The 21767-nt window shown below is 73.0% G+C and carries 18 protein-coding genes and 2 pseudogenes; 7 read left to right on the top strand and 13 right to left on the bottom strand.

Annotated features, from left to right (window positions below):
• Positions 1 to 154: 154 nt before the first annotated feature.
• The 4 genes and pseudogenes from ACFV4N_RS09115 to meaB all read right to left on the bottom strand — a co-directional run.
• The gene (locus tag ACFV4N_RS09115; protein WP_499671946.1) at positions 155 to 1417 is read right to left on the bottom strand and encodes an amidohydrolase; all 1263 of its coding nucleotides are present in this window, start codon (positions 1415 to 1417) and stop codon (positions 155 to 157) included.
• Entirely contained in the window at positions 1414 to 2580 is a 1167-nt protein-coding gene (locus ACFV4N_RS09110; protein ID WP_499671945.1) for a M20 family metallopeptidase, read from the bottom strand. Before ACFV4N_RS09110 ends, ACFV4N_RS09115 begins: the two co-directional genes overlap by 4 nt.
• Positions 2581 to 2768: 188 nt before the next feature.
• Entirely contained in the window at positions 2769 to 3095 is a 327-nt protein-coding gene (locus tag ACFV4N_RS09105; RefSeq protein ID WP_499671944.1) for a hypothetical protein, read from the bottom strand.
• Positions 3096 to 3252: 157 nt separating this feature from the next.
• A pseudogene (meaB, locus tag ACFV4N_RS09100) lies at positions 3253 to 4233 on the bottom strand (methylmalonyl Co-A mutase-associated GTPase MeaB); the annotation flags it as partial.
• Between meaB and ACFV4N_RS09095 the strand changes: the two are divergent.
• Positions 4157 to 4465: a pentapeptide repeat-containing protein gene (locus tag ACFV4N_RS09095; protein ID WP_499671943.1), complete on the top strand. Its 309-nt coding sequence runs from the start codon at positions 4157 to 4159 to the stop codon at positions 4463 to 4465. The pseudogene meaB and the gene ACFV4N_RS09095 overlap by 77 nt on opposite strands.
• Here ACFV4N_RS09095 and scpA read toward each other — a convergent pair.
• Positions 4442 to 6598 (bottom strand): annotated as a pseudogene (scpA, locus tag ACFV4N_RS09090) (methylmalonyl-CoA mutase); the annotation flags it as partial. The gene ACFV4N_RS09095 and the pseudogene scpA overlap by 24 nt on opposite strands.
• Complete coding sequence (locus ACFV4N_RS09085) at positions 6595 to 8610, bottom strand: methylmalonyl-CoA mutase family protein (protein WP_499671952.1); 2016 nt, start codon at positions 8608 to 8610, stop codon at positions 6595 to 6597. The pseudogene scpA and the gene ACFV4N_RS09085, both read right to left, overlap by 4 nt.
• Positions 8611 to 8769: 159 nt before the next feature.
• Between ACFV4N_RS09085 and ACFV4N_RS09080 the strand changes: the two genes are divergently transcribed.
• From ACFV4N_RS09080 to ACFV4N_RS09070, 3 genes are all read left to right on the top strand, one after another.
• The gene (locus tag ACFV4N_RS09080) at positions 8770 to 10452 is read left to right on the top strand and encodes a serine/threonine-protein kinase (protein WP_499671942.1); all 1683 of its coding nucleotides are present in this window, start codon (positions 8770 to 8772) and stop codon (positions 10450 to 10452) included.
• A gap of 128 nt (positions 10453 to 10580) precedes the next feature.
• Complete coding sequence (locus ACFV4N_RS09075; protein ID WP_499671941.1) at positions 10581 to 11393, top strand: purine-nucleoside phosphorylase; 813 nt, start codon at positions 10581 to 10583, stop codon at positions 11391 to 11393.
• Positions 11390 to 13009, top strand: a complete 1620-nt coding sequence (locus ACFV4N_RS09070) for a phospho-sugar mutase (protein WP_499671940.1) — start codon at positions 11390 to 11392, stop codon at positions 13007 to 13009. Before ACFV4N_RS09075 ends, ACFV4N_RS09070 begins: the two co-directional genes overlap by 4 nt.
• On the opposite strand, the gene ACFV4N_RS09065 is transcribed toward ACFV4N_RS09070, so the two are convergent.
• Positions 12996 to 13328: a hypothetical protein gene (locus tag ACFV4N_RS09065; protein ID WP_499671939.1), complete on the bottom strand. Its 333-nt coding sequence runs from the start codon at positions 13326 to 13328 to the stop codon at positions 12996 to 12998. The genes ACFV4N_RS09070 and ACFV4N_RS09065 overlap by 14 nt on opposite strands.
• A gap of 266 nt (positions 13329 to 13594) precedes the next feature.
• Here ACFV4N_RS09065 and ACFV4N_RS09060 point away from each other — a divergent pair, with 266 nt between their 5' ends.
• Positions 13595 to 14044, top strand: coding sequence for a flavodoxin family protein (locus tag ACFV4N_RS09060; protein ID WP_499671938.1), 450 nt, complete (start codon positions 13595 to 13597; stop codon positions 14042 to 14044).
• An 85-nt stretch (positions 14045 to 14129) separates the two neighbouring features.
• Here the strand turns inward: ACFV4N_RS09060 and ACFV4N_RS09055 are convergent, their stop codons facing one another.
• The 5 genes from ACFV4N_RS09055 to ACFV4N_RS09035 all read right to left on the bottom strand — a co-directional run bounded on the left by ACFV4N_RS09055 (position 14130) and on the right by ACFV4N_RS09035 (position 18482).
• The gene (locus ACFV4N_RS09055) at positions 14130 to 15050 is read right to left on the bottom strand and encodes an aldo/keto reductase (protein WP_499671951.1); all 921 of its coding nucleotides are present in this window, start codon (positions 15048 to 15050) and stop codon (positions 14130 to 14132) included.
• Between the two features lie 159 nt (positions 15051 to 15209).
• Positions 15210 to 16118, bottom strand: coding sequence for an aldo/keto reductase (locus tag ACFV4N_RS09050; protein ID WP_499671950.1), 909 nt, complete (start codon positions 16116 to 16118; stop codon positions 15210 to 15212).
• A gap of 44 nt (positions 16119 to 16162) precedes the next feature.
• Positions 16163 to 16561, bottom strand: coding sequence for a MerR family transcriptional regulator (locus tag ACFV4N_RS09045; protein WP_499671937.1), 399 nt, complete (start codon positions 16559 to 16561; stop codon positions 16163 to 16165).
• A gap of 960 nt (positions 16562 to 17521) precedes the next feature.
• Complete coding sequence (locus ACFV4N_RS09040; protein WP_499671936.1) at positions 17522 to 17911, bottom strand: type II toxin-antitoxin system death-on-curing family toxin; 390 nt, start codon at positions 17909 to 17911, stop codon at positions 17522 to 17524.
• Between the two features lie 364 nt (positions 17912 to 18275).
• Entirely contained in the window at positions 18276 to 18482 is a 207-nt protein-coding gene (locus ACFV4N_RS09035) for a type II toxin-antitoxin system VapB family antitoxin (RefSeq protein ID WP_015105038.1), read from the bottom strand.
• Positions 18483 to 18557: 75 nt separating this feature from the next.
• Between ACFV4N_RS09035 and ACFV4N_RS09030 the strand changes: the two genes are divergently transcribed.
• Complete coding sequence (locus ACFV4N_RS09030; RefSeq protein WP_499671935.1) at positions 18558 to 19166, top strand: TetR/AcrR family transcriptional regulator; 609 nt, start codon at positions 18558 to 18560, stop codon at positions 19164 to 19166.
• 117 nt (positions 19167 to 19283) lie between these two features.
• On the opposite strand, the gene ACFV4N_RS09025 is transcribed toward ACFV4N_RS09030, so the two are convergent.
• Positions 19284 to 20591 (bottom strand): glycoside hydrolase family 18 protein, encoded by a 1308-nt coding sequence (locus ACFV4N_RS09025; RefSeq protein ID WP_499671934.1) that lies wholly within the window; start codon positions 20589 to 20591, stop codon positions 19284 to 19286.
• Positions 20592 to 20786: 195 nt separating this feature from the next.
• Here ACFV4N_RS09025 and ACFV4N_RS09020 point away from each other — a divergent pair, with 195 nt between their 5' ends.
• Positions 20787 to 21626 carry an NAD(P)H-binding protein gene (locus tag ACFV4N_RS09020; protein ID WP_499671933.1) on the top strand — a complete coding sequence of 280 codons (840 nt, stop codon included), beginning with the start codon at positions 20787 to 20789 and terminating at the stop codon, positions 21624 to 21626.
• The last annotated feature ends 141 nt before the right edge of the window (positions 21627 to 21767 follow it).

The raw sequence follows: 21767 nt of genomic DNA, 5'->3' as shown, positions 1-21767 counted from the left end.
ATAATGCTTAAACTCACGATCTTCGCGACAACACTTGACAAGGGTGGTTGCCTCAGGCAGGCCATGCGGGAGACCACGAGCGGCAAGGCTTGTCCCCCGGAGGCCTGCCCAGCGGCGAGCGTCCGCGCTTGAAGCCCGTGAACACCCGAGAAGGTCAGGCCAGAGCCGCCAGGGCGGTGTGGACCATCACGCGCACCCCCACCATCAGGGCCCGCTCATCCAGGTCGAACGTCGGCTGGTGCAGGTCCTTCTGCTTCCCCACCCCGTCCCACACGCCCAACCGCGCGAACGACCCCGGCACGTGCTCCAGGTACCACCCGAAGTCCTCGCCGCCGGACGACTGCTCGGTCCCCGCCAGCGCGTCCTCGCCCAGCGCCGCCTCGATGCCGGCTCTCAGCAGCATCGTGCTCTCGCGGTCGTTGACCACCGGGGGCACGCCGCGGCGGTGGGTCAGGTCGAAGCCGACCCCGGTGGGCGCCAGCAGCGCGCCGACCAGCTCCTTGATCAGCGGCTCCAGCTCGGCCCAGATGTCCCGGTCGCCGGTCCGCAGGGTCCCGCGCAGCACGCCGTCCTGCGGCACCGCGTTGGGCGCCTCGCCCGCGTGCACCGCGCCCCACACGAGCACCGTCCCGGACCTCGGGTCCACGCGCCGCGACAGCAGGCCCGGCAGCCCGGTGATGACCGTGCCCAGCGCGTGCACCAGGTCGGCCGTCAGGTGCGGCCGGGACGTGTGGCCGCCCGGCGAGGTCAGCCGCAGCTCCAGCATGTCCGAGGCGGACGTGATGGCCCCGATCCTGGTCCCGAGCCTGCCGACCTCCAGCCGCGGGTCGCAGTGCAGGCCGAAGATCCGCTCCACGCCGTCCAGGCCGCCCGCCGCGAGCACGTCGAGCGCGCCGCCCGGCATGACCTCCTCGGCGGGCTGGAACACCAGGCGCACCCGGCCGGGCAGCTCGGTCGCCGACGCCAGCGCCAGCGCTGCCCCCAGCAGCACCGCGGTGTGCGCGTCGTGACCGCACGCGTGCGCCGCGCCCTCCACGGTGGAGGCGTGGGGCAGGCCCGTGTTCTCCGTCAGCGGCAGCGCGTCGATGTCCGCGCGCAGCGCCACGCACCGCGGCCCGCTGCCGACGTCGCAGATCAGGCCGGTGCCGTCGGGCAGCAGCCGCGGCTTGAGGCCCGCCGAGCGGAGGATCTGCTCGATCATCGCGGTGGTGCGGTGCTCCTCGCGCGACAGCTCGGGGTGCGCGTGGATGTGCCGGCGCCAGGCGACGACCTCTCCGGCGTTGGCGGCCAGCCAGTCGTCCAACCACGAGGGGCCGCGCCCTTCACCGGGATCATCCACAGGGGCAATGCTGACCCCCCGTTCTGTCAACAGCACGTCGGAACCCTCTTCCGGAAGACGCGAATCCAGGACCGTCATGCGGCACCCGCCAGGAGCCGCGCGCGCTGCTCGTCGTCGAGCGCGGCGGAGATCGTTGTCCAGGCGAGGGCCAGTGCCCCGTCGAGCACCGCTCGATCGGCCGAGGCCGAGGCACAGGCGGTCGCGAACTCGAGTTGGTGGTTCACCGCGTCTCCGCAGTCGATGGCGATGGTCGGGTGGATGGCCGGCAGCGCACGGGTGATGTTGCCCATGTCCGTGCTGCCGATCTTCTCCTTGAGCTCCTCCTCGGGGCTCAACGGACGACGCCCCAGCTCGACGGCGGCACGCCGGTAGGCGCCCGCGAGCCAGGGGTCGGGTGTCAGCTCGGCGTACACCGGCGAGACCTTGACGACCTCGTGGGTGCAGCCGGTGGCGAGCGCGCCCGCCTCGAAGCAGCGGCTGATCCGCTCCTCCAGCCGGCGCAGGGATTCCAGGTCGTCGGCCCTCAGGTCGAACATCGCCGAGGTGTGGGCCGGCACCACGTTGGGCACGGCGCCGCCGCGGGTGACGATGCCGCTGACCATCTGCCCGGGCTCCAGGTGCTGGCGGGCCAGGCCGATGGCGACCTGGGCGACCGTGATCGCGTCCGCCGCGTTCACGCCCAGGTGGGGCGCCGCGGCGGCGTGCGAGGGCTTGCCGGTGTAGTGGACCTCGACGTCGGTGATGGCCAGCGAGCGCGCGGCCACCGCCTCGTACGGGGCGGGGTGCACCATCATCGAGAACGACACGTCGTCGAACACGCCGCGCTCGAGCATGAGCACCTTGCCGCCGCCGACCTCCTCGGCTGGCGTGCCGAGGACCCGGACGGTGAGGCCCAGCTCGTCGGCCACGTCGCGCAGCGCGAGGGCCGCGCCGGCGGACGCGGCGGCGATCACGTTGTGCCCGCACGCGTGGCCCACCTCGGGCAGCGCGTCGTACTCGGCGCACAGGCCCAGCACCAGCTCCCCGGAGCCGAACGACGCGGTGAACGCGGTCTCCAGGTCCGCCACGCCGCGCTCGACCTCGAAGCCCTCCGCGGCGAGCAGGTCGGCGACCTTGGCCGCGCTGCGGTGCTCGGCGAACGCCTGCTCGGGCTCCGCGTGGATGCTGCGCGAGAGGGCGATCAGCGCATCCGAGTACCGCTCGACGGCCGAGCGCGCGCTCATCTTGAAGTCGGTACCCATTTCGCGTCCATCCTGCATCACGGCCCGGCGGGCACGACGCCCGCCACGTTGATCAACCGGCAACCGGTCGCACGGGTGCGCCGAGCGGTGCCCGGAGTTCGGTCAGACCGATCAAGTCTGCGCGAACTCCGCTGGGATGCGGACGGATTCCGGCCCGGAGGTGAGACTCCGTGAGGTCCGGAGCCGGTTCAGCCGGACTTCCGGCCCGCCTTCCACTTGTCCCAGCGCTTCTTGTTCCGCCAATAAACGAGGCCGAACAACGCCAGCGCGATACCCCCGAGCCACATCTTCTTGCGGCCCTCGGGGTTCGCCGGGGCGGTTTCCTGGGGGGCGTCGATGGCCGGCCCCGGCCCGACGGTGCCGCCGGGTTGCAGGGTCTCGTTGCCGGGGGCGGGCGCGTCCGTCTGCTCCGCGAGGTGCGTCACCTGCGAAGACGACACGGCGGTCGCTGTGCCCGACACGGTGAGAGCGCCGGCGAGCACGAGCAGGCACACCGCGAGCACAGAACGCCACATGGTCACCTAGCCTAGTCACCGCTTCTCCCGGTTACCACTGTCAGTGGTCATCCAAACCGGTGAGTACTCACGACCCGTGCGCACCAGCGGCGCCGGAAGCCGCCCCAGCGGTCCCTGCCGCCCCAGCACTCCCGAGCACACCGGCGCCCCCGGCAGCACCACCGAACGCGGCCAGGATCCGCTCGGCGGCCAGCGTCGCGGTCAGTTCGCCGTCCCGCACCTGCCGCTCGACCTCGGGCACCACGGCCCGCACCGCGGGCGCCGAGCGCAGCCCGCTCAGCAACTGGTCGTTGACCATCGCCCAGGTCCACTCGACCTGCTGGCGCCGCCGCCGCGCGTCCAGCTCGCCCGCCGCGTCCAGCGCCTCGCGGTGCTTGCGGACCTGCTCCCACACGGCGTCCAGCCCGGCCCCGGTCAACCCGCTGCACGTCAGCACGGGCGGGTGCCACACCGCGTCCGGCGGGCGCAGCAGCCGCAGCGCGCCGGCCAGCTCGCGGGCGGCCTTGCGGGCGTCCAGCTCGTGCGGGCCGTCGGCCTTGTTCACCGCGATGACGTCGGCCAGCTCCAGCACGCCCTTCTTGATGCCCTGGAGCTGGTCGCCGGTGCGCGCCAGGGTCAGGAACAGCGAGCAGTCGGTCATGTTCGCCACCGCGACCTCGGACTGCCCCACGCCGACGGTCTCGACCAGCACCACGTCGTGACCGGCGGCTTCGACCAGCACGATCGTCTCGCGGGTGGCCCTGGCCACGCCGCCGAGCGTGCCGGAGGTCGGCGACGGCCTGATGAACGCCGCCGGGTCCACCGCCAGCCGGCCCATCCGGGTCTTGTCGCCGAGGATCGAGCCGCCGGTGCGGGTGGACGACGGGTCGACGGCCAGCACCGCCACCCGGTGGCCGGCCTCGGTGAGCATCGAGCCGAACGCGTCGATGAACGTCGACTTGCCCACGCCGGGCACCCCGGTGATGCCGACGCGGTGCGCGCCTCCGGACCTGGGGAGCAACTCGACCAACAGCTCCTGGGCGGCGGCCCGGTGGTCCGGTCGGGTGGACTCGACGAGCGTGATGGCCCGCGCCAGGGTGGCGCGGTCGCCGGCGAGCACGCCCTCGGCGTACGCGCCGACGTCGACCGGCCTAGCCATGCCCCGGCTGCCCCTGCTCCCCCGGCTGCCCGCCGTCCGCCTGACCGGCACCCACTTGGCTCGCACCCACTTGGCCCGCACCCGCCTGACCGGCGCCCGCCTGACCGGCGCCCGCCTGGCCCGCACCCGCCTGGTCCGCACCCGCCTGCCCGAGCTGCCCGTCACCCGGCTGCCCGAGCTGCCCGTGCCCGAGCTGCCCGTGCCCGAGCTGTTCGGCGAGCTTCCGCAGTAGGTCGCCCGCCGCGTCCGCGATCACCGTGCCGGGCGGGAAGATCGCCGCCGCGCCCGCCTCGCGCAGCGCGTCGAAGTCCTGGGGCGGGATCACCCCGCCGACCACGATCATGATGTCGTCGCGACCCGCCTCGGCGAGGGCGGCGCGCAGCGCGGGCACCAGCGTCAGGTGCCCGGCGGCCAGCGACGACACCCCGACGATGTGCACGTCGGCCTCCACGGCCTGGCGGGCGACCTCGTCCGGGGTCTGGAACAGCGGGCCGACGTCCACGTCGAAGCCGAGGTCGGCGAACGCGGTGGCGATCACCTTCTGGCCCCGGTCGTGCCCGTCCTGGCCCATCTTGGCGACCAGGATGCGCGGGCGACGGCCCTCCTCCTCCGCGAAGCCCTCGACGAGCTCGCGGGTGGCGTCCACGTTGGACACGGACCCCGCCTCCTGCCGGTAGACACCCGTGATGGTGCGGATCTGCGCGGAGTGCCTGCCCCACACCTTGCCCAGCGCCTCGGAGATCTCGCCGACGGTCGCCTTGGCGCGGGCCGCGTCGACGGCCAGCTCCAGCAGGTTCCCCTCGCCGCCCGCGGCGCCGGTCAGCGCGTCCAGGGCCCGGTCGACGGCGGACTGGTCGCGCTCGGCCCGCAGCCGCTCCAGCTTCGCGAGCTGCTGGGCCCGCACGCCCGCGTTGTCGACCTTGAGCACCTCGATCCGCTCGTCGACCGCGACCTGGTACTTGTTCACGCCGATCACCGGCTGCCGCCCGGAGTCGATGCGCGCCTGCGTGCGCGCGGCGGCCTCCTCGATGCGCAGCTTCGGGATGCCCGCGTCGATGGCCCGCGCCATGCCGCCCGCCGACTCGACCTCGGCGATGTGCGCCCACGCGCGGTGCGCCAGGTCGTGGGTGAGCCGCTCGACGAACGCGCTGCCGCCCCACGGGTCGATCACGCGCGTGGTGCCGGACTCCTGCTGGAGCAGCAGCTGGGTGTTGCGGGCGATGCGCGCGGAGAAGTCCGTGGGCAGCGCCAGCGCCTCGTCCAGCGCGTTGGTGTGCAGCGACTGGGTGTGGCCCTGGGTCGCGGCCATCGCCTCGACGCACGTGCGGGCGACGTTGTTGAACACGTCCTGCGCGGTCAGCGACCAGCCGGAGGTCTGGCAGTGCGTGCGCAGCGACAGCGACTTGGGGTTCTTCGCGCCGAAGTCCTTGACCAGCTTCGCCCACAGCAGCCGGGCGGCGCGCATCTTGGCCACTTCCATGAAGAAGTTCATGCCGATCGCCCAGAAGAACGACAGGCGCGGCGCGAACGCGTCCACGTCCAGGCCCGCGTCCCGGCCGGCGCGCAGGTACTCCACGCCGTCGGCCAGCGTGTACGCCAGCTCCAGGTCGGCGGTCGCGCCCGCCTCCTGCATGTGGTAGCCGGAGATCGAGATCGAGTTGAACTTCGGCATCCGCCGCGAGGTGAACGCGAAGATGTCGGAGATGATCCGCATCGACGGCTGCGGCGGGTAGATGTAGGTGTTGCGGACCATGAACTCCTTGAGGATGTCGTTCTGGATGGTCCCCGCGAGCTGCTCCGGCTTCACCCCCTGCTCCTCGGCCGCGACCACGTAGAGCGCCAGGACCGGCAGCACCGCGCCGTTCATGGTCATCGACACGCTCATCCGGTCCAGCGGGATGCCGTCGAACAGCTGGCGCATGTCGTAGATCGAGTCGATCGCCACGCCCGCCATGCCGACGTCGCCCGCCACGCGCGGGTGGTCGGAGTCGTAGCCGCGGTGCGTGGCCAGGTCGAACGCCACCGACAGGCCCTTCTGGCCCGCCGCCAGGTTGCGCCGGTAGAAGGCGTTGGACTCCTCGGCGGTGGAGAACCCGGCGTACTGCCGGATGGTCCACGGCTGGTTGACGTACATCGTCGGGTACGGGCCGCGCAGGAACGGCGCGATGCCCGGGTAGGTGGCCAGGAAGTCCAGGCCGTCCGTGTCCGCGTCGCCGTAGACGGGCTTGACCCCGATGCCCTCGGGCGTCTCCCGCACCAGCGCGTCCGCGCCCTTGCCGGTCGCCTCCTGGAGCGCGGCGTGCCACCGGTCGGCGCCGGCCGGGACGGGCTCGCCCAGCTCGACGTCGGCGAAGTTCGGGATCATCGCGGCACCCCCAGGAAGTCGAACGTGCGCTCCAGGACGTCCAGCGCGCGGCAGCCGGTGAACACGTACTCGTCGATCCGCGCGTCCGACTTCCGCCCCGCCAGCAGGACGCGTTCGGCGCCGGCCTCGCGCAGGGCCTCCGCGACGGGCACGGCCAGTTCGGCGTAGCTCTGCTCGCTGCCGCACAGGCACGCGATCCGGGCGCCGCTGGCGCGGAACCGCTCGACCACGTCCTCGGCGGTCCGGGCGGGACCCGCGTCGGGCGTCTCGATGCCGCCCGCCTGGAAGAGGTTCGCGGCGAACGAGGCGCGCGCGGTGTGCGCGGAGACCGGGCCGAGCGTGGCCAGGAACACCTTCGGCCGCTCGGGGCTCGCGTCGGCGGCGTCGCGCAGCGCCTCCCAGTCCTGGGCGTACCTGATGCGGGGCAGCGGCCGGGCCGCCGGAATTGTCGTACCCCCCTGGGAGAATGAATTCAGGGGACCCCCTGCGGGGGACTCCTGCGCAGCGTTTTCCGCGGGGGAGTTCTGCGCGGCGTTCTTCTCGGAGGACCCCTGCTGGGCGTGTTCCACCGGGGAGTCCTGCGCACCGCTTTCCGCCGAGGAGCCCTGCGCGGCGTTCTCCGCCGAGGAGCCCTGCGCGGCGTTCTCCGCCGGGGACGTCCGCGCGGCGTGGCCGCCGGCCGGCTCGTCGGGCGCGGGCCGCCGGACCACGGGCTGCTCGGCCAGGTTCGGGAACTCGCTGACGCCGGTGATGGCGTCGGTGCGGTCGGCCAGGTTCGCCCGCCGCTTCTCCCAGGTGGCCGCGATCCTGTCGGCGACCAGGTCGAACGCCTCCGGCAGGCCGCCCGCGGCCTCGATCTCCCGGAACCAGGACCACGCGGCGCGCGCCAGCTCGTCGGTGAGGTTCTCCACGTACCAGGAGCCGCCCGCCGGGTCGATCACGCCCGCCAGCTTCGACTCCTCCAGCAGCAGCGACTGGGTGTTGCGGGCGATGCGGCGGGAGAAGTCGTCGGGCAGGCCGATGGCGGAGTCGAACGGCAGCACGGTCACCGCGTCGGCGCCGCCCAGGCCCGCGCCGAAGCAGGCCACGGTGGTGCGCAGCATGTTCACCCACGGGTCGCGGCGGGTCATCATGGCGGGCGAGGTGACCGCGTGCTGGAGCTGCGGCGCGGGCTCGCCGACGACCTCGGTGACCCGGGCCCACAGGCGCCGGGCGGCGCGGAACTTGGCGATGGTGAGGAACTGGTCGGCGGTGGCCGCGTACCGGAACTCCAGCAGCCGCACGGCCTCGGCGGCGCTCAGGCCCGCCCCGGTCAGCTGCCGCAGGTAGGCCACGCCGGCCGCGAGCGAGGCGCCCAGCTCCTCGGCGTCGCTGCCGCCGGCCTCGTGGAACGGCAGGCCGTCCACCACGACCAGGCGCAGCCCGGGGAACCGGCGCGCCATCGGCAGCAGGTCGACGAGGGCGTCGAAGTCGGCGGGCTGCCCGGTGCGCGCCCGCACGCCCAGGGGGTCCGCGCCGACGTTGCCGCGCACCTCGCTCGCCAGCACCGGCCGCTGGTCCCACAGGCGCAGCACCGCGCGCCCGGCGGCGTGGAAGTCCGCGCCCGCGTCGACGACCACGGGCGCCAGGTCCAGGTAGACGTCGGCGAGCAGGTCGTCGTAGGAGGCCGGGTCGAGGCCCTTCAGCCACAGCGACGTGACGCCGTTCTCCAGGTCGGCCATGACCGCCTCGCGGTCCGCGACCCGGTGCTGCTGGCGCACGTCCCAGCCGTCCACCGCGCCCTGCGGCCGACCGGCCCGGGTGAACGGCGGCAGGCCGGGGAACCCGGCGGCCGGGGCGTGGTCGTCGGCGGTGTAGAGCGGCCGCACGTCGATGCCGTCGTAGGTGGTGGTGATGAGGGACCCGAAGTCCGCGCCCGACTTGTCCAGCACGCTTCGGACCAGGCCCAGCCATTGCTCGCGGTCGGGCGCGGGGAACTCCGCGGCCAGCGCCAACTCGCCTGACGGCTCCATCATGCTCCGCAGTGTTACTCAACAGTAGGGTCACGGCTATGTGAGGTGCACCGCCGTGAACGATGCAGATGGCAGTCTTTCACGCTGATGGACGATGGTGCAGTGGAGACCACGGGCGACGGGGGTAACTCAGGGGTTACCCCAGACGATCTCGACGGGGTGACCCCAGAGACCCCTGGTGGTACCCCAGAAGGTGACTCGGGTGGTGGACGGCTCATCGCCGGCCGCTACCGGCTCGAACGCGTGCTGGGGCGCGGTTCGATGGGCACGGTGTGGGCCGCGCACGACGAGGTGCTGCGCCGGGACGTGGCGGTCAAGGAGATCCTGCTGCCGCCCGGCGCGCCCGACGGCGAGGCGACGCTGCTGCGCGAGCGCACCCTGCGGGAGGCTCGCTCGGCGGCGGCGCTCGCGCACCCGAACCTGGTGACGCTGCACGACGTGGCGCAGGTCGACGGCGACCCGTACGTGGTGATGGAGCTGGTGCCGTCCTCGTCGCTGGCCGAGGTCGTGCGGCAGCGCGGGCCGCTGACCGACCAGCAGGGCGCGGTGGTGGCGGACGCGGTGGCCGCGGCGCTGGAGGCGGCCCACCGGGCGGGGATCACGCACCGGGACGTGAAGCCGGGCAACGTGCTGGTCGCCGACGACGGCCGGGTGAAGCTGACCGACTTCGGCATCGCCCGCAACGTCGCCGAGGCCACCCTGACCAGCCGCGGGATCATGCTGGGCACGCCCGCGTTCATCGCGCCCGAGGTGGCCGCGGGCGAACCGGTGTCCTCGGCGGCCGACCAGTGGTCGCTGGGCGCGACGCTGTTCGCCGCCATGACCGGCAGCCGGCCGTACGAGGGCGCGAACGTGCTCCAGACGATCAACCAGGTCGTGCACGGCGAGGTGCCGTCGGCCTCGGTGTGCGGCGCGCTGGAGCCGGTCGTGGCGGGGCTGATGGTCCGCGACCCGGCGGCCCGGATGCCGCTGTCCGAGGTCCGGCGGCTGGTGCGCCCCCTGCTGCCGGAACCGGGCGTCGACGTCTTCCCCGCGGACGCGCCCGCCAGGCCGGTGGTGAAGGTCGAGCGCCCGCCCGCGGTGGCGCCGGACACCCCGCTCGCGGCCGACCCGGGACCGCTGCCGTTCCTGCTGGGCGCCGCCCCGCCGCCTCCCCCGCCCGCGCCCCGGTGGCGCCGCGCGGCCGTGGCGCTGGTGGCGGCGGTGCTGTTCGCGGCGGCGGGCACGGGCGGGTTCGCCCTGACCAGGGCGGTGGCCGGCGCGTCGCTCCTGCCGCCGCCCGCGGCCCACGACGCCCCGCCGCTGCCGTCGCTGACCGGCACCCCGTCCCTGCAACCCACCACGGCCTCCGCCGCCACGGCCAACGGCGAGCGGGGCGGGGGGTTCACCATCTCCGTGGGGGCCGGGTGGACCAGCTTCCTGGAGCAGCGGGCCAACCGCGGGTTGGTGCCGAGCACGGTCGTGCACCTGGTCGACCCGACCGGGGCGTACGAGGTGGCGGTGCAGCGGTTCCCGGACTACCACCCGCGGCACGTGGTCGAGGACTACGTCGAACTGGTCCGGTCGCGGTGGGACGGTGACCGGTACTTCGGGGAGGTCGTGGAGACCGCCGACGCGGGGGGCGGCTGGGAGGAGGCGGTCCGGTACAGCTACCGGACGGCCGAGAGGGCGACCGACGTGGACGGCGAGGGAGGCCCCGACCTGCGGCGGACGCGGTACTCGCTGGTGCTGCCGCGGGAGGCGGACCTGTGGGTGGTGGAGGTCGTGGTGCCGACGGAGCAGGAGGAGACGGGGCGGCAGCTGTTCGACGCGATCGCGCCGACGTTCACGGTGGTGGGTTAGCGGTCCCCTCGGCCGGCCCGGTGGGATCCGGCGGTCGATCCCGAGCGGGCCGTCGCGGCGCGGGGACGCACCCGGCAGCGGCCACGGCACCACGGCAGGCGTTCCGGACGGCCATTAGGCTGCCGGCCGTGACCGCCATCAGTGAGAACACCACCCCCGAGGCCCTGGCCACCGACGCCGCGCGGGCCCTGGCCGAGCGCACCGGCGTGGACAGGCACGACATCGCCGTGGTCCTCGGGTCGGGTTGGCGCCCGGCCGCGGACCTGATCGGGGAGCCCGCCGCCGAGGTGCCCATGGCCGAGCTGCCCGGCTTCGAGGCGCCCACCGCGGTCGGGCACGGCGGCACGATCCGCTCGGTGCCCATCGGCGGCAAGAACGTGCTGGTCATGCTGGGTCGCACGCACGGCTACGAGGGCAAGGGCGTGGCCAAGGTGGTGCACGGCGTGCGCACCGCCGCCGCGGCCGGCGTCGGGACCGTGGTGCTCACCAACGCCGCCGGCGGCCTGCGGCAGGGCATGTCGGTCGGCCAGCCCGTGCTGATCAGCGACCACCTCAACCTGACCGCGTCGTCGCCGCTGGTCGGCGCCCGCTTCGTGGACCTCACCGACCTGTACTCGCCGCGGCTGCGCGACCTGGCCCGGCAGATCGACCCGTCGCTGGAGGACGGCGTCTACGCGGGCCTGCCCGGACCCCACTTCGAGACCCCCGCCGAGATCCGGATGCTGCGCACGATGGGCGCCGACCTGGTCGGCATGTCGACCGTGCTGGAGGCCATCGCGGCCCGCGCCGAGGGCGTCGAGGTGTTCGGGCTGTCGCTGGTCACGAACCTGGCGGCGGGCATCACCGGCGAACCGCTCAACCACCAGGAGGTGCTGGAGGCGGGCCAGGCCGCGGCGAGCCGGATGGGCGAGCTGCTGCGGGAGCTGGTGACCCGCGCATGAGCCTGTCCCCGGCGCTGCGCGACGCGGCGTTCCGCTGGATCGCCGACGACCCCGACCCCGACACCCGCGCCGAGCTCCAGGGCGTGCTGGCCAGGGCCATGGCCGGCGACGCGGCGGCCGCCGACGACCTGGCCGACCGGATGTCCGGGCCGCTGGCGTTCGGCACCGCCGGGCTGCGCGGCCCCGTGCGGGCCGGGCCCAACGGCATGAACCGGGCCGTGGTCATCCGCACCACCGCCGGCCTCGCCGCGTGGCTCAAGGCGAACGGCCGGACCGGCACGGTGTTCGTCGGCCGGGACGCGCGGCACGGGTCGGAGGCGTTCGCGTCGGCCGCGGCCGGGGTGCTGGCCGCCGAGGGGTTCACCACGCGGGTGCTGCCCGGACCGCTGCCGACGCCGGTGCTGGCGTTCCTGGTGCGCACGCGCGGCGCGGTCGCCGGCGTGCAGGTCACCGCGTCGCACAACCCGCCCGCCGACAACGGCTACAAGCTGTACCTGGAGGGCGGCGGGCAGATCGTGCCGCCCGCCGACCGGGAGATCGAGGCGGCGATCCGCGCGGTGCCCGCGGCCGTGTCGGTGCCGCTGTCCGACGACCACGAGACCGTGCCCGACGCCGAGGTGGACGCCTACCTGGAACGGGTCGCGTCGCTGCCGCGCGGCACGGCGCGGGACCTGCGCGTCGCGCTGACCCCCATGCACGGCGTGGGCGGCGCGACGGCCGTGGAGGCGTTGCGGCGGGCCGGGTTCACCGACGTGCGGGTGGTGCGGGAGCAGGCCGTGCCCGACCCCGGCTTCCCGACCGTCGCGTTCCCGAACCCGGAGGAGCCGGGCGCGGCGGACCGGCTGCTGGAGCTGGCCGCGTCGGTGGACGCGGACCTGGCCGTCGCGCTGGACCCGGACGCCGACCGGTGCGCGCTGGGCGTGCGCGAGCGCGACGGGTCGTGGCGGATGCTGCGCGGCGACGAGACGGGCGTGCTGCTCGGGTCCCTGGTGCTGTCCACTTCGGACGCCCCGGACCCGCTGGTGGCCACCACGATCGTGTCGTCGTCGCTGCTCAGGTCGATCGCGGCGGCGCACGGCGCCCGGTACGCGGAGACGCTGACCGGGTTCAAGTGGCTGGTGCGCGCCGGCGAGGGCCTGGTGTTCGCCTACGAGGAGGCGCTGGGCAACTGCGTCGACCCCGAGTACGTCAACGACAAGGACGGCATCTCGGCGGCCGTGCTGGCGTGCGACCTGGCGGCCGGGCTGAAGGCGTCCGGCCGGGACCTGCTCGACGCGCTGGACCAGCTGGCCGTCGACCACGGCGTGCACCTGACCGACCAGGTGTCGCTGCGGTTCACCGACCTGAGCCGGATCGGGGCGCTGATGGCGCGGCTGCGGGCCGAGCCGCCCGCCGGTTTCACGTTCGAGGACCTGCTGCCCGACGCCGACGTCGTGCGGTTGACGCGGGAGGGCACGCGGGTGGTCGTGCGGCCGTCCGGCACCGAACCGAAGCTGAAGGCCTACCTGGAGGTCGTCGAACCGGTGCCCGGCGACCTGCCCGCGGCCCGCTCGCGCGCCGCGGACAGGCTGGCCGAACTCCGCGATCAGGTCTCCGGGCTGCTCACACCGCGATAGCGAGCAGCAGGCACAGCACGGCGACGAGCAGCGCCCCGCCCGCCACCATGTACGGCCGCTTGGTCGGCGGGCTGACCGGGTTGCGCCGGTGCTCGGTGAACGCGGCCACGGAGATCCGGCCCGCGATGTAGCTGATCGAGCACAGCGCCACCCCCGTGGCCAGGATCATCGTGTTGACGTCCCACGGGCTGTGGTCGACCCCCGGCCACAACGAGATGAAGACCAGCGGCAGGCCGATGAGGCCGACGCTGACGCCCACCCCCGCGCCCCAGGTGATCCGCCGGTTCCGGTTCATCGTGGCGATGCTGCGAGTGTCCATGACTCCCTCCTGGTCACCATTAAAGACGCGCGGGGGCACGCTCGGTTGCCGGGGCCGGTTCATCGATCCGGGTGACGTTCCGGCCGGTGTTCCGGTGGGCGTTCCGATCGGTGTTGCGGTCGGTGTCCCGGTCCGTGTCCCGATCCGTGTGCCGGTCGCGTTCCGCCGAGGTCGCCGGCGGGCTCCGGGCGGGGCGGTGACCAGCGGTGACCACCCGGAGGCGCGACGCGGTTGCGCCACCCGGGTGCTTTCGGCAGCCTGACCGGGTGCCCCGCCTGCTGATCGTGCACCACACGCCGTCGCCCGCCACGCACGAGCTGTTCGAGGCGGTGGTGGAGGGGGCCACGGACCCCGACGTCGAGGGCGTGGAGGTGGTGCGCCGCCCGGCGCTGGGCGCGACCGCGTCGGACGTGCTGGGAGCCGACGGCTACCTGCTCGGCACGCCCGCCAACATCGGGTACATCAGCGGCGCGCTCAAGCACTTCTTCGACACGGTGTACTACCCGTGCCTGGACGCCACGCGCGGACGGCCGTTCGGCGCGTACGTGCACGGCAACCAGGGGGCCGAGGGCGCGGTGAAGGCGATCCGCGACATCACCACGGGCCTGCGATGGCGGCCGGTCGCCGAGACCCTCGTGCTCACCGGCGCTCCCGACGCCGCCGCGTTGCGGCAGTGCCGGGAACTGGGCGGCACGGTCGCCGCGACGCTGCTGTGAGGCGACCCGCGCCTTCACCGGCCCGCCACTTCCCCGGCCTGGGGCTCCCCGACCTGCCGCTATCCGCGCCTTCACCGGCCCGCCGCTAGCGGCCGATCAACCGCATCGTGTCGGCGTTGTAGCGGTTGCCGGCGACCGCGTCGGCGGGCACGGCCTCGGCGATGCGCGCCAACTGCTCCCCGGTCAGCCGGATGTCCGCCGCGGCGGCGTTCTCCTCCAGGTACTTCACCCGCTTGGTGCCCGGGATCGGCACCGCGCCCTGGTGGTGCACCCAGGCGAGGGCGATCTGACCCGCCGTGACGTCGTGCTCCCGGGCCACCTCCCGCAGGGACTCCACCAGCGCCACGTTGCGCGCCAGGTTCTCGTCGCTGAAGCGGGGCATGTGGGTGCGGCGGACGTCGCCGGCCGCGAAGTCGTCCGGCGAGGTGTAGCGGCCGGTCAGGAAGCCGCGACCCAGCGGTGAGTAGGCGACGACGCCGATGCCCAGCTCGCGGCAGGTCGGCGCGACCTCGGCCTCGATGTCCCGCGACCACAGCGACCACTCGGTCTGCACGGCCGCGACCGGGTGCACGGCGTGGGCGCGCCGGATCGTGGCCGCGCCCGCCTCGGACAGCCCGATGTGCCGGACCTTGCCCTGGTGGACCAGCTCGGCCATCGCCCCGACGGTCTCCTCGATGGGCACGTTCGGGTCGACGCGGTGCTGGTAGTACAGGTCGATGTGGTCGGTGCCCAACCGGCGCAACGACGCCTCGGCCGCCTGCTTGACGTACTCCGGGTCGCCCCGCAGGCCCCACTCGGCCCCGGGCTCGCGGACCACGGCGAACTTCGTGGCCAGCACGACCTCGTCCCGGCGGCCCTTGACCGCCCGGCCGATCAGCTCCTCGTTGGTGAACGGGCCGTACATGTCGGCGGTGTCGAGGAAGGTGACGCCCAGGTCCAGGGCGCGGTGGATGGTGGCGGTCGACTCGGCCTCGTCGCCGGGGCCGTAGAACTCGCTCATCCCCATGCAGCCCAGGCCCTGGGCGCTCACCTCCAGCGCGCCCAAACGACGTTTCTCCACGGTGTTGCTCCTCCCCTTCGCGGCACCCTGCGCAACCCCCACTGTGCAGGGACGGCGGAGGGCGGCCAACGTCATCGGCGCTACTCGGTCAACTGGTGGTTCCCGCTACCGGTTCGAGAGCTCCAGCATCTCCGGCGTGTAGCGCTCGCCGGAGACGGTCGGGGCGGCGTCCCCGATCGCGCGGAGGTCGTCGGCCGACAGCACCAGGTCGGCGGCGGCGACGTTCTCCTCCAGGTACTTCACCCGCTTCGTGCCCGGGATCGGGACCACGTCGTCGCCCTGGTGGTGCACCCACGCCAGCGCCAACTGGCCCGCCGTGACGCCGCGCTGGTCCGCGAGCGCCCGGAGCGCGTCGACGATGGCGGTGTTGCGGGCGAAGTTCTCCCCCGAGAAGCGGGGCAGGCCGCGGCGCATGTCGTCGTCGGCGAGGTCGTCCACCGAGATCACGCGGCCGGTCAGGAAACCGCGGCCCAGGGGCGAGAACGGGACGATGCCGATGCCCAGCTCGCGGCAGGTCGGCAGCACCTCGGCCTCGATGTCGCGCGTCCACAGCGACCACTCGCTCTGCAGCGCGGTGATCGGGTGGACGGCGTGGGCGCGCCGGATCGTGGCCGCGCCCGCCTCGGACAGGCCCAGGTGGCGGACCTTGCCCTGGTGGACCAGCTCGGCCATCGCGCCGACGGTCTCCTCGATCGGGACCTCCGGGTCGACGCGGTGCTGGTAGTACAGGTCGATGTGGTCGGTGCCCAACCGGCGCAACGACGCCTCGACGGCCCGCGCGACGTACGGGGCGTCACCGCGCGGGCGGCGGTCGGGGTCGCCGAGGGCGAACTTCGTGGCGAGCACGACCCGGTCCCGGCGGTCCCTGATCGCCCGGCCGACCAGCTCCTCGTTGGCGCCCGCGCCGTAGACGTCGGCGGTGTCGAGGAGGGTGACGCCCAGGTCCAGGGCGCGGTGGACGGTGGCGATGGACTCGGCCTCGTCACCGGCGCCGTAGGACTGGCTCATGCCCATGCAGCCCAGCCCCTGCTTGCCGACGCGGAGTTCTCCCAGCCGGATCACGCGGTGATCCCTTCCACGGTGATCCCTTTCACGAAGGTGCTCTCGATCTGCTCGTAGTGCGTGATCTTGTACTCCAGCACGTCGAGGCACGACTGGAGTTCGGCGATGCGCTCGCGCACCGAGGTGCGGTGCTCGTACAGCATCTGCTTGCGACGACCGGCGGTGGCGTCACCGCGATGCCTGAGCTGCGCGTACTCGCGCATCATGCGAATGGGCATGCCGGTGGTGCGCAGGCGGGTGAGGAAGATCAACCAGCCGAGGTCTTCCTCGCTGTAGGTGCGTCGCCCGCCCGAGTCCCTGGCCGGCGGGTCGACCAGACCGATGCGTTCGTAGTAGCGCAGCGTGTCGATCGACAACCCGCTGCGCTCGGCCGCCTGGGCGATCGAGTAAGTCACGGTGTTGACCGTAGGAGCTGGAGTGCACTCCAGGTCAACCCGGTTCGGCCACCCGATCCGTTCCGACCGGCCCCCGGTGGCACCGGACGACGACCTGACCACCGGCACGCCGAGGACCGAGCCGACCCGGGGACGGCTCGTCGCGCCCGTCGGCACCCCGCCGCCATCGCCGCGCGGGTCGGTCCGATACCGGAGCAGGCAGACGGGCACCAAAGCAGGCAGGCCAGCTCCCGCGGTCAAGCATGGCCCGACCCCGCACAGCCCGACCCCGCACGGCACGGCCCGACCCCGCACGGCACGGCCCGACCCCGCACGGCACGGCCCGACCTGGCCTGGCACGGCACGGCACGGCACGGCACGGCACGGCACGGCACGGTCAAGCATGGCCCGACGCGGTCGGGTACGGCTCGGCGCGTCACGTACGACCCAGCGCACGGTGAGGCCACAGGTGAGGGCGAGCGGGCGCGGGCGGGCTTGGCCGGGCGCGGTTGGGCGCAGTTGGGCGCGGCCGGATGGTGGAATCGCTCTCACAGAGGAGCCGGGTGACGGCACCGGCGGGCAGAGCAACCGCCGGGTCGGTCAACCGCAGGTCGCGGGCCGCCGGACCGGTGGGTCGGGCCTTCTACGACGAGGCGACGTGGTGGTCAGTCGCCGACTGCGGGGCGCTGTGGATCCGGATGCCGTGCGTTCCGGGGCGCTGTGCAGGTGGAGCGCTGTGCGGTGTGGAGCGCTGTGCGACGCGAAGCGCTGTGCGGTGTGGAGCGCTGTGCAGCTGGAGCGCTGCGTGGTGCGAAGCGCTGCATGGCGGGTGCGCCGGGCAGAGTGGTGCGCCGGGGCACGTGGTGCGTTGGGCGGTGTGGTGCGCTGGGTGTGCGCGGTCCTGGGCGGCACAGGACGCTGTTCGGTGCCCACGCACGGTTCATCCGCACATGGCTGTCCACACGCGGTCTGTTCGCGCGGTCAGTCCTCCTTCGGTTTGGGCATGCCCCACGCCTCCAGGTGTGCCGCCATCCCGGGCACGTCGATCTGCTCCCGGCCCAGCGCTCGCACCAGGTCCAGGGCCTCGTCCTCGTCGGCGTCGATCCACCAACCGTTGATGTCGCACAAGGTCACAGCCGCCACCCAGCCCAGGCGCCAGTTGCCCTCGGAAAGCGGGCGCGTGCGCACGATCGAATCGAGCAGGGCGGAAGCTTTCAACCAGAGCGTGTCGTACGCCTCGACCCCCAGCACTGTCGCCCGGGGGCGGTGGGCTGCGGAGTCGAGGAGACCTAAGTCGCGCACGACCAGGTCCCCACCGGTGACGGCAGTAGCCAGCACGAGCAAGTCGCCGGCGTCGAGGTAGTTGACCACTGCTTGACGCGCTCCCTGTCCCGAGGGGCGAGGGGCGTGGTGCGACCTCACCGAATCCGGGCAGCATCTACCGCCACTACCCACCCCCTCAGGTCCGTGTCGCCTCCCCGCCCGAACGGCGGCGAGGATGGTGTCGGCCGCGTTGTGCACCGAAGCGCAACCAGAACGCGACCCGATCTTCAACGGCGCACCATACCGGTGCGCTCTCGATCGGCGGGGGAGTTCGCACCGGTAACGGGGCGGCAAACGGGAGTCGGGGTCGTTGAGCTGCATGGATTGATCGTATCGAACATGTGTTCGAACGAGGAGGGCGTAGCCGGGGCTACCACCCGAACGTGTGGACGGGTGCGGGAAACCGCAACGATCAGGCTGAGCCGAGCCGGTCCAGCAGACCCCTGTACTTGGGGAGCACGCGCCCGAGCACCTCGGACAGCTGCTCCTCCTTCTGCAACCGGGCCCAGCGCTCGGCCAGCGCCAGGCGCACGACCTCCTGCTTGGAACGCCCCTCGGCCGCGGCGAGCTCGTCGAGCCGCCGGTTCTCCTCGTCGCTCAGACGCAGGGTCATAGCCATGGGAAATGACGGTACCAACTTGATACCACGTTGACCAGACCAAGTTTTATAACGTTGTTTTGATACGATCGGGCCGTGCCACGACCGAAAACCCACGACGACGCGCTCCGCGTGCGCCTGCTCCACCGCGCGGGCGAGCTGCTGTCCACCGAGGGACCGGGCGCTTTGAGCTTGCGCAGGCTCGCGGGGGATGTCAACACCTCGACCACGGCCGTGTACTCGCTGTTCGGCGGCAAGTCCGCCCTGTTGAACGCCCTGTACGACGAGGCGTTCCGCCGTTTCGGTGAACGCGTCGCGGCGGTGCCCGAGACCGACGATCCGGTGGAGGACATCGTCCGGATGGGCCTGGCCTACCGGGACAGCGCGCTCGCCGACCCGCAGTTCTACCTGGTGATGTTCAGCAAGGTCGTGCCGAACTTCGAACCCGCCCCGGAGAGCAGGGAGGCCGCCAACCGGACGTTCCTGCCGCTCGTGCGCAACGTCGGGCGCGCGGTGCGGGCGGGGCTGTTCGCCGAGGTGCCGCACGAGGACGTCGCCCTGGCCCTGTGGGGACTGGCGCACGGCCTGGTGAGCCTGGAGATCAACGGCAACCTGCCGCCCACCATGGAGGTCGCCCCGGTGTACGAACGGGCGATCCGCTCCCAGGTGGACGGCTGGCGCAGGCGAGAAGGCCCGCGCGGGTAAGACCGGCGGCGCGGGCGAGACGACCGGTGCGGGCCAGTCGCCCGGTGCGGGCAAAAGGGTGGGGCCCGGGGAGGCGGCCGCCGCGAAACCTCCCCGGGCCCCGGTGAACTGTCCTGATCAGGACAGTCCGCTGGTGAGCGCCTTGATCAGCTCGCCGTCGGCGGTGTCGCCGTCGAGAGACCAGATCATCGCGCCGCCGAGGCGCCGTTCCGCCACGTAGCGGCCCTTGCGCTTCATCTCGGTGGGGTCGTCCCAGGTCCAGAAGGTGGTGCCGTCGAACAGCCACGCGTGACCGGCCTTGGGGTCGCGGTGCACGGTGAAGTTCCCCAGCTGCGCCTTCAGGATCCGGTAGTCCTCGTAGCCGGCCTCGTAGGTCGCCGGGGCGGGCCCGGTGGCGTCCTGGAACAGGCCGTTGTTCGCGTTGGTCACGCCGGTCCAGCCGCGGCTGTAGAAGGGCACGCCCAGCACGACCTTGTTCTTCGGCGCGCCGTTCTTCAGGTAGTGGTCAACGGTCACCTGGGAGCTGAACGGCAGCGGCGCCGGGTCACCCGCGGGGGTGCGGAGCGCGGACTGCTGGTTGGTCTGCGGGTCCCACGCGCCGTGGAAGTCGTAGCCCTGGACGGTGCCGAAGGTCAGCAGCCCGAACACGCGCGCGACCTCGAAGCCGCGGTCGATCTGGCGCGGGTCGGCGGGCAGGAACGCGGTCAGGTCGTAGGCCTTGCCGGTGCGCCAGGTCAGCCTGCCGAGCTGCTTGCGGTACTCCACCAGCAGCGCGGTGAAGTTCTGCTTGTCCTCGGGCCGCACGACGTTGCCGGGCGCGGCCTCGGAGGAGGGCCACTCCCAGTCGAGGTCGATGCCGTCGAAGATGCCGGCCGCCGCGCCGGGTGCGGCGCCGGGCAGGTTGCCCTTGAGCCACGTGTCCAGGCAGGACGCCACGTGCGCGGCGCGCGACTCGGGCGTGAGGGCCGCGTTGGAGAAGTACTTCGAGCCGGTCCAGCCGCCGAGGGAGATGTTGACGCGCAGCTTGGGGTACTTGGCCTTGAGCTGCTTGAGCTGGTTGAGGTTGCCCGCCAGCGGCTGGCCCTCCGCGTCGGCCTTGCCGTTGACGCTCTGCTCGGCGGAGAACGGGCGCTGGTAGTCGGCCCACGGGTCGGAGCTGACGCACTTGCCGGACTCGTCGAGGAACCCGAACGCGTAGTTCAGGTGCGTGAGCCTGGGGGCGGTGCCGTTGGTGACGAGGTTCTTGACCAGGAAGTTGCGGTCGTAGCCGCTCCACTGGGTGTAGTACCCGACGGTGCGCGTCTTGGCGTGACCGTGCCCTTGGCCGTGCCCGCGGTCGTTGTCGTGCGCGACGGCCTGCGGGGCCGACGACGCGGCGATCGCGGTGGCCAGGAGGGCGGGGAGCACCCATCTCCTGCTCGACATGCTTCTCCTCGCGGGGTGCGGCGACATCACTTCGTTGTGGTCTGGACCACGGTAGTGATGAGGTCTAGACCATTGCTACGCCCGAACGGCGCAATCCGAACCGTCGGGGCGTTGCAAAAGTTTGCATGTGCGCATGGGGCCTCGACCGCGCTAGCTTCGGTGCTCAAGTTTGAACACCGACTTCCCGGGGGAAACATGACGATCCTGGTCACCGGAGCGACCGGCACCATCGGCGGCGCGGTGGTGCGGCAACTGGCGACGCGAGGCGTGCCGGTCAGGGCGCTGACCCGCGACCCCGACCGGGCCGACATGGCGGCCGGCGTGGAGGTGGTGGCGGGCGACCTGACGCGGCCAGGCGAGCTGCCGCTGACCGGCGTGACCGCGGTCTTCCTGGTCGCCGTGCCGGGGGCGGAGGACCCGGCCGCGCACGTGGCGGCGTTCCTCGACCGCGCGCACGACCTGCGGAAAGTCGTGTACCTGTCCAGCAGCGCGGTCACGTTCCAGCGGCCGGGCAGCTACGAGGAGCACCAGGACGCGGAACGCGTGATCGAGCAGTCGGGCGTGGCGTGGACGCACGTCCGGCCCGGCGAGTTCATGAGCAACAAGCTGATCTGGGCGCGGGGCGTCAGGACCGGCGACGTGGTGCGCGCGCCGTTCCCGGACGCGGTCGGCGCGCCCGTGCACGAGGACGACGTGGCGGAGGTCGTCGTGCACGCCCTGCTGGACGAGGGTCACGAGGGCAGGGCCTACACGCTCAGCGGGCCGGAGGCGCTGACGCACCGGCAGCAGGCCGAGGCGTTCGCGCGGGGGCTCGGGCGGCCGATCGGCTTCGAGCGGTTGACCTACGGGCAGGCGCGGGCGGCGCTGATCCGCGACGAGGGGCTGCCGTGGGACGTCGCCGAGTACCTGATGGGGTACATGGCGCAGCACGACGAGGAACCCGCCGTGGTCACGCCCGACTTCGAGCGGGTCACCGGCAGGCGCGGCCGGACGCTGGCGCAGTGGGCCGCCGACCACGCCGCCGCCCTCACCTGACCCGGGCGGGTCCGGCGCTCAGGACCCCTGAGGGTGGAACTCGGGGGTCCTGAGCGCATGACACGCGAGAACCGAACGCATGACACGCCAGAGCTGAGCGCATGACACGCGGGGGCTGAACGCATGACACGCGCGTGCTGA

Origin of the sequence: Actinosynnema sp. NPDC059797, assembly GCF_042732085.1 — a bacterium.
Classification (GTDB): domain Bacteria; phylum Actinomycetota; class Actinomycetes; order Mycobacteriales; family Pseudonocardiaceae; genus Actinosynnema.
Note: the sequence above shows the minus strand (reverse complement) of the source record. Positions and strands in the feature narration are given on the sequence as shown.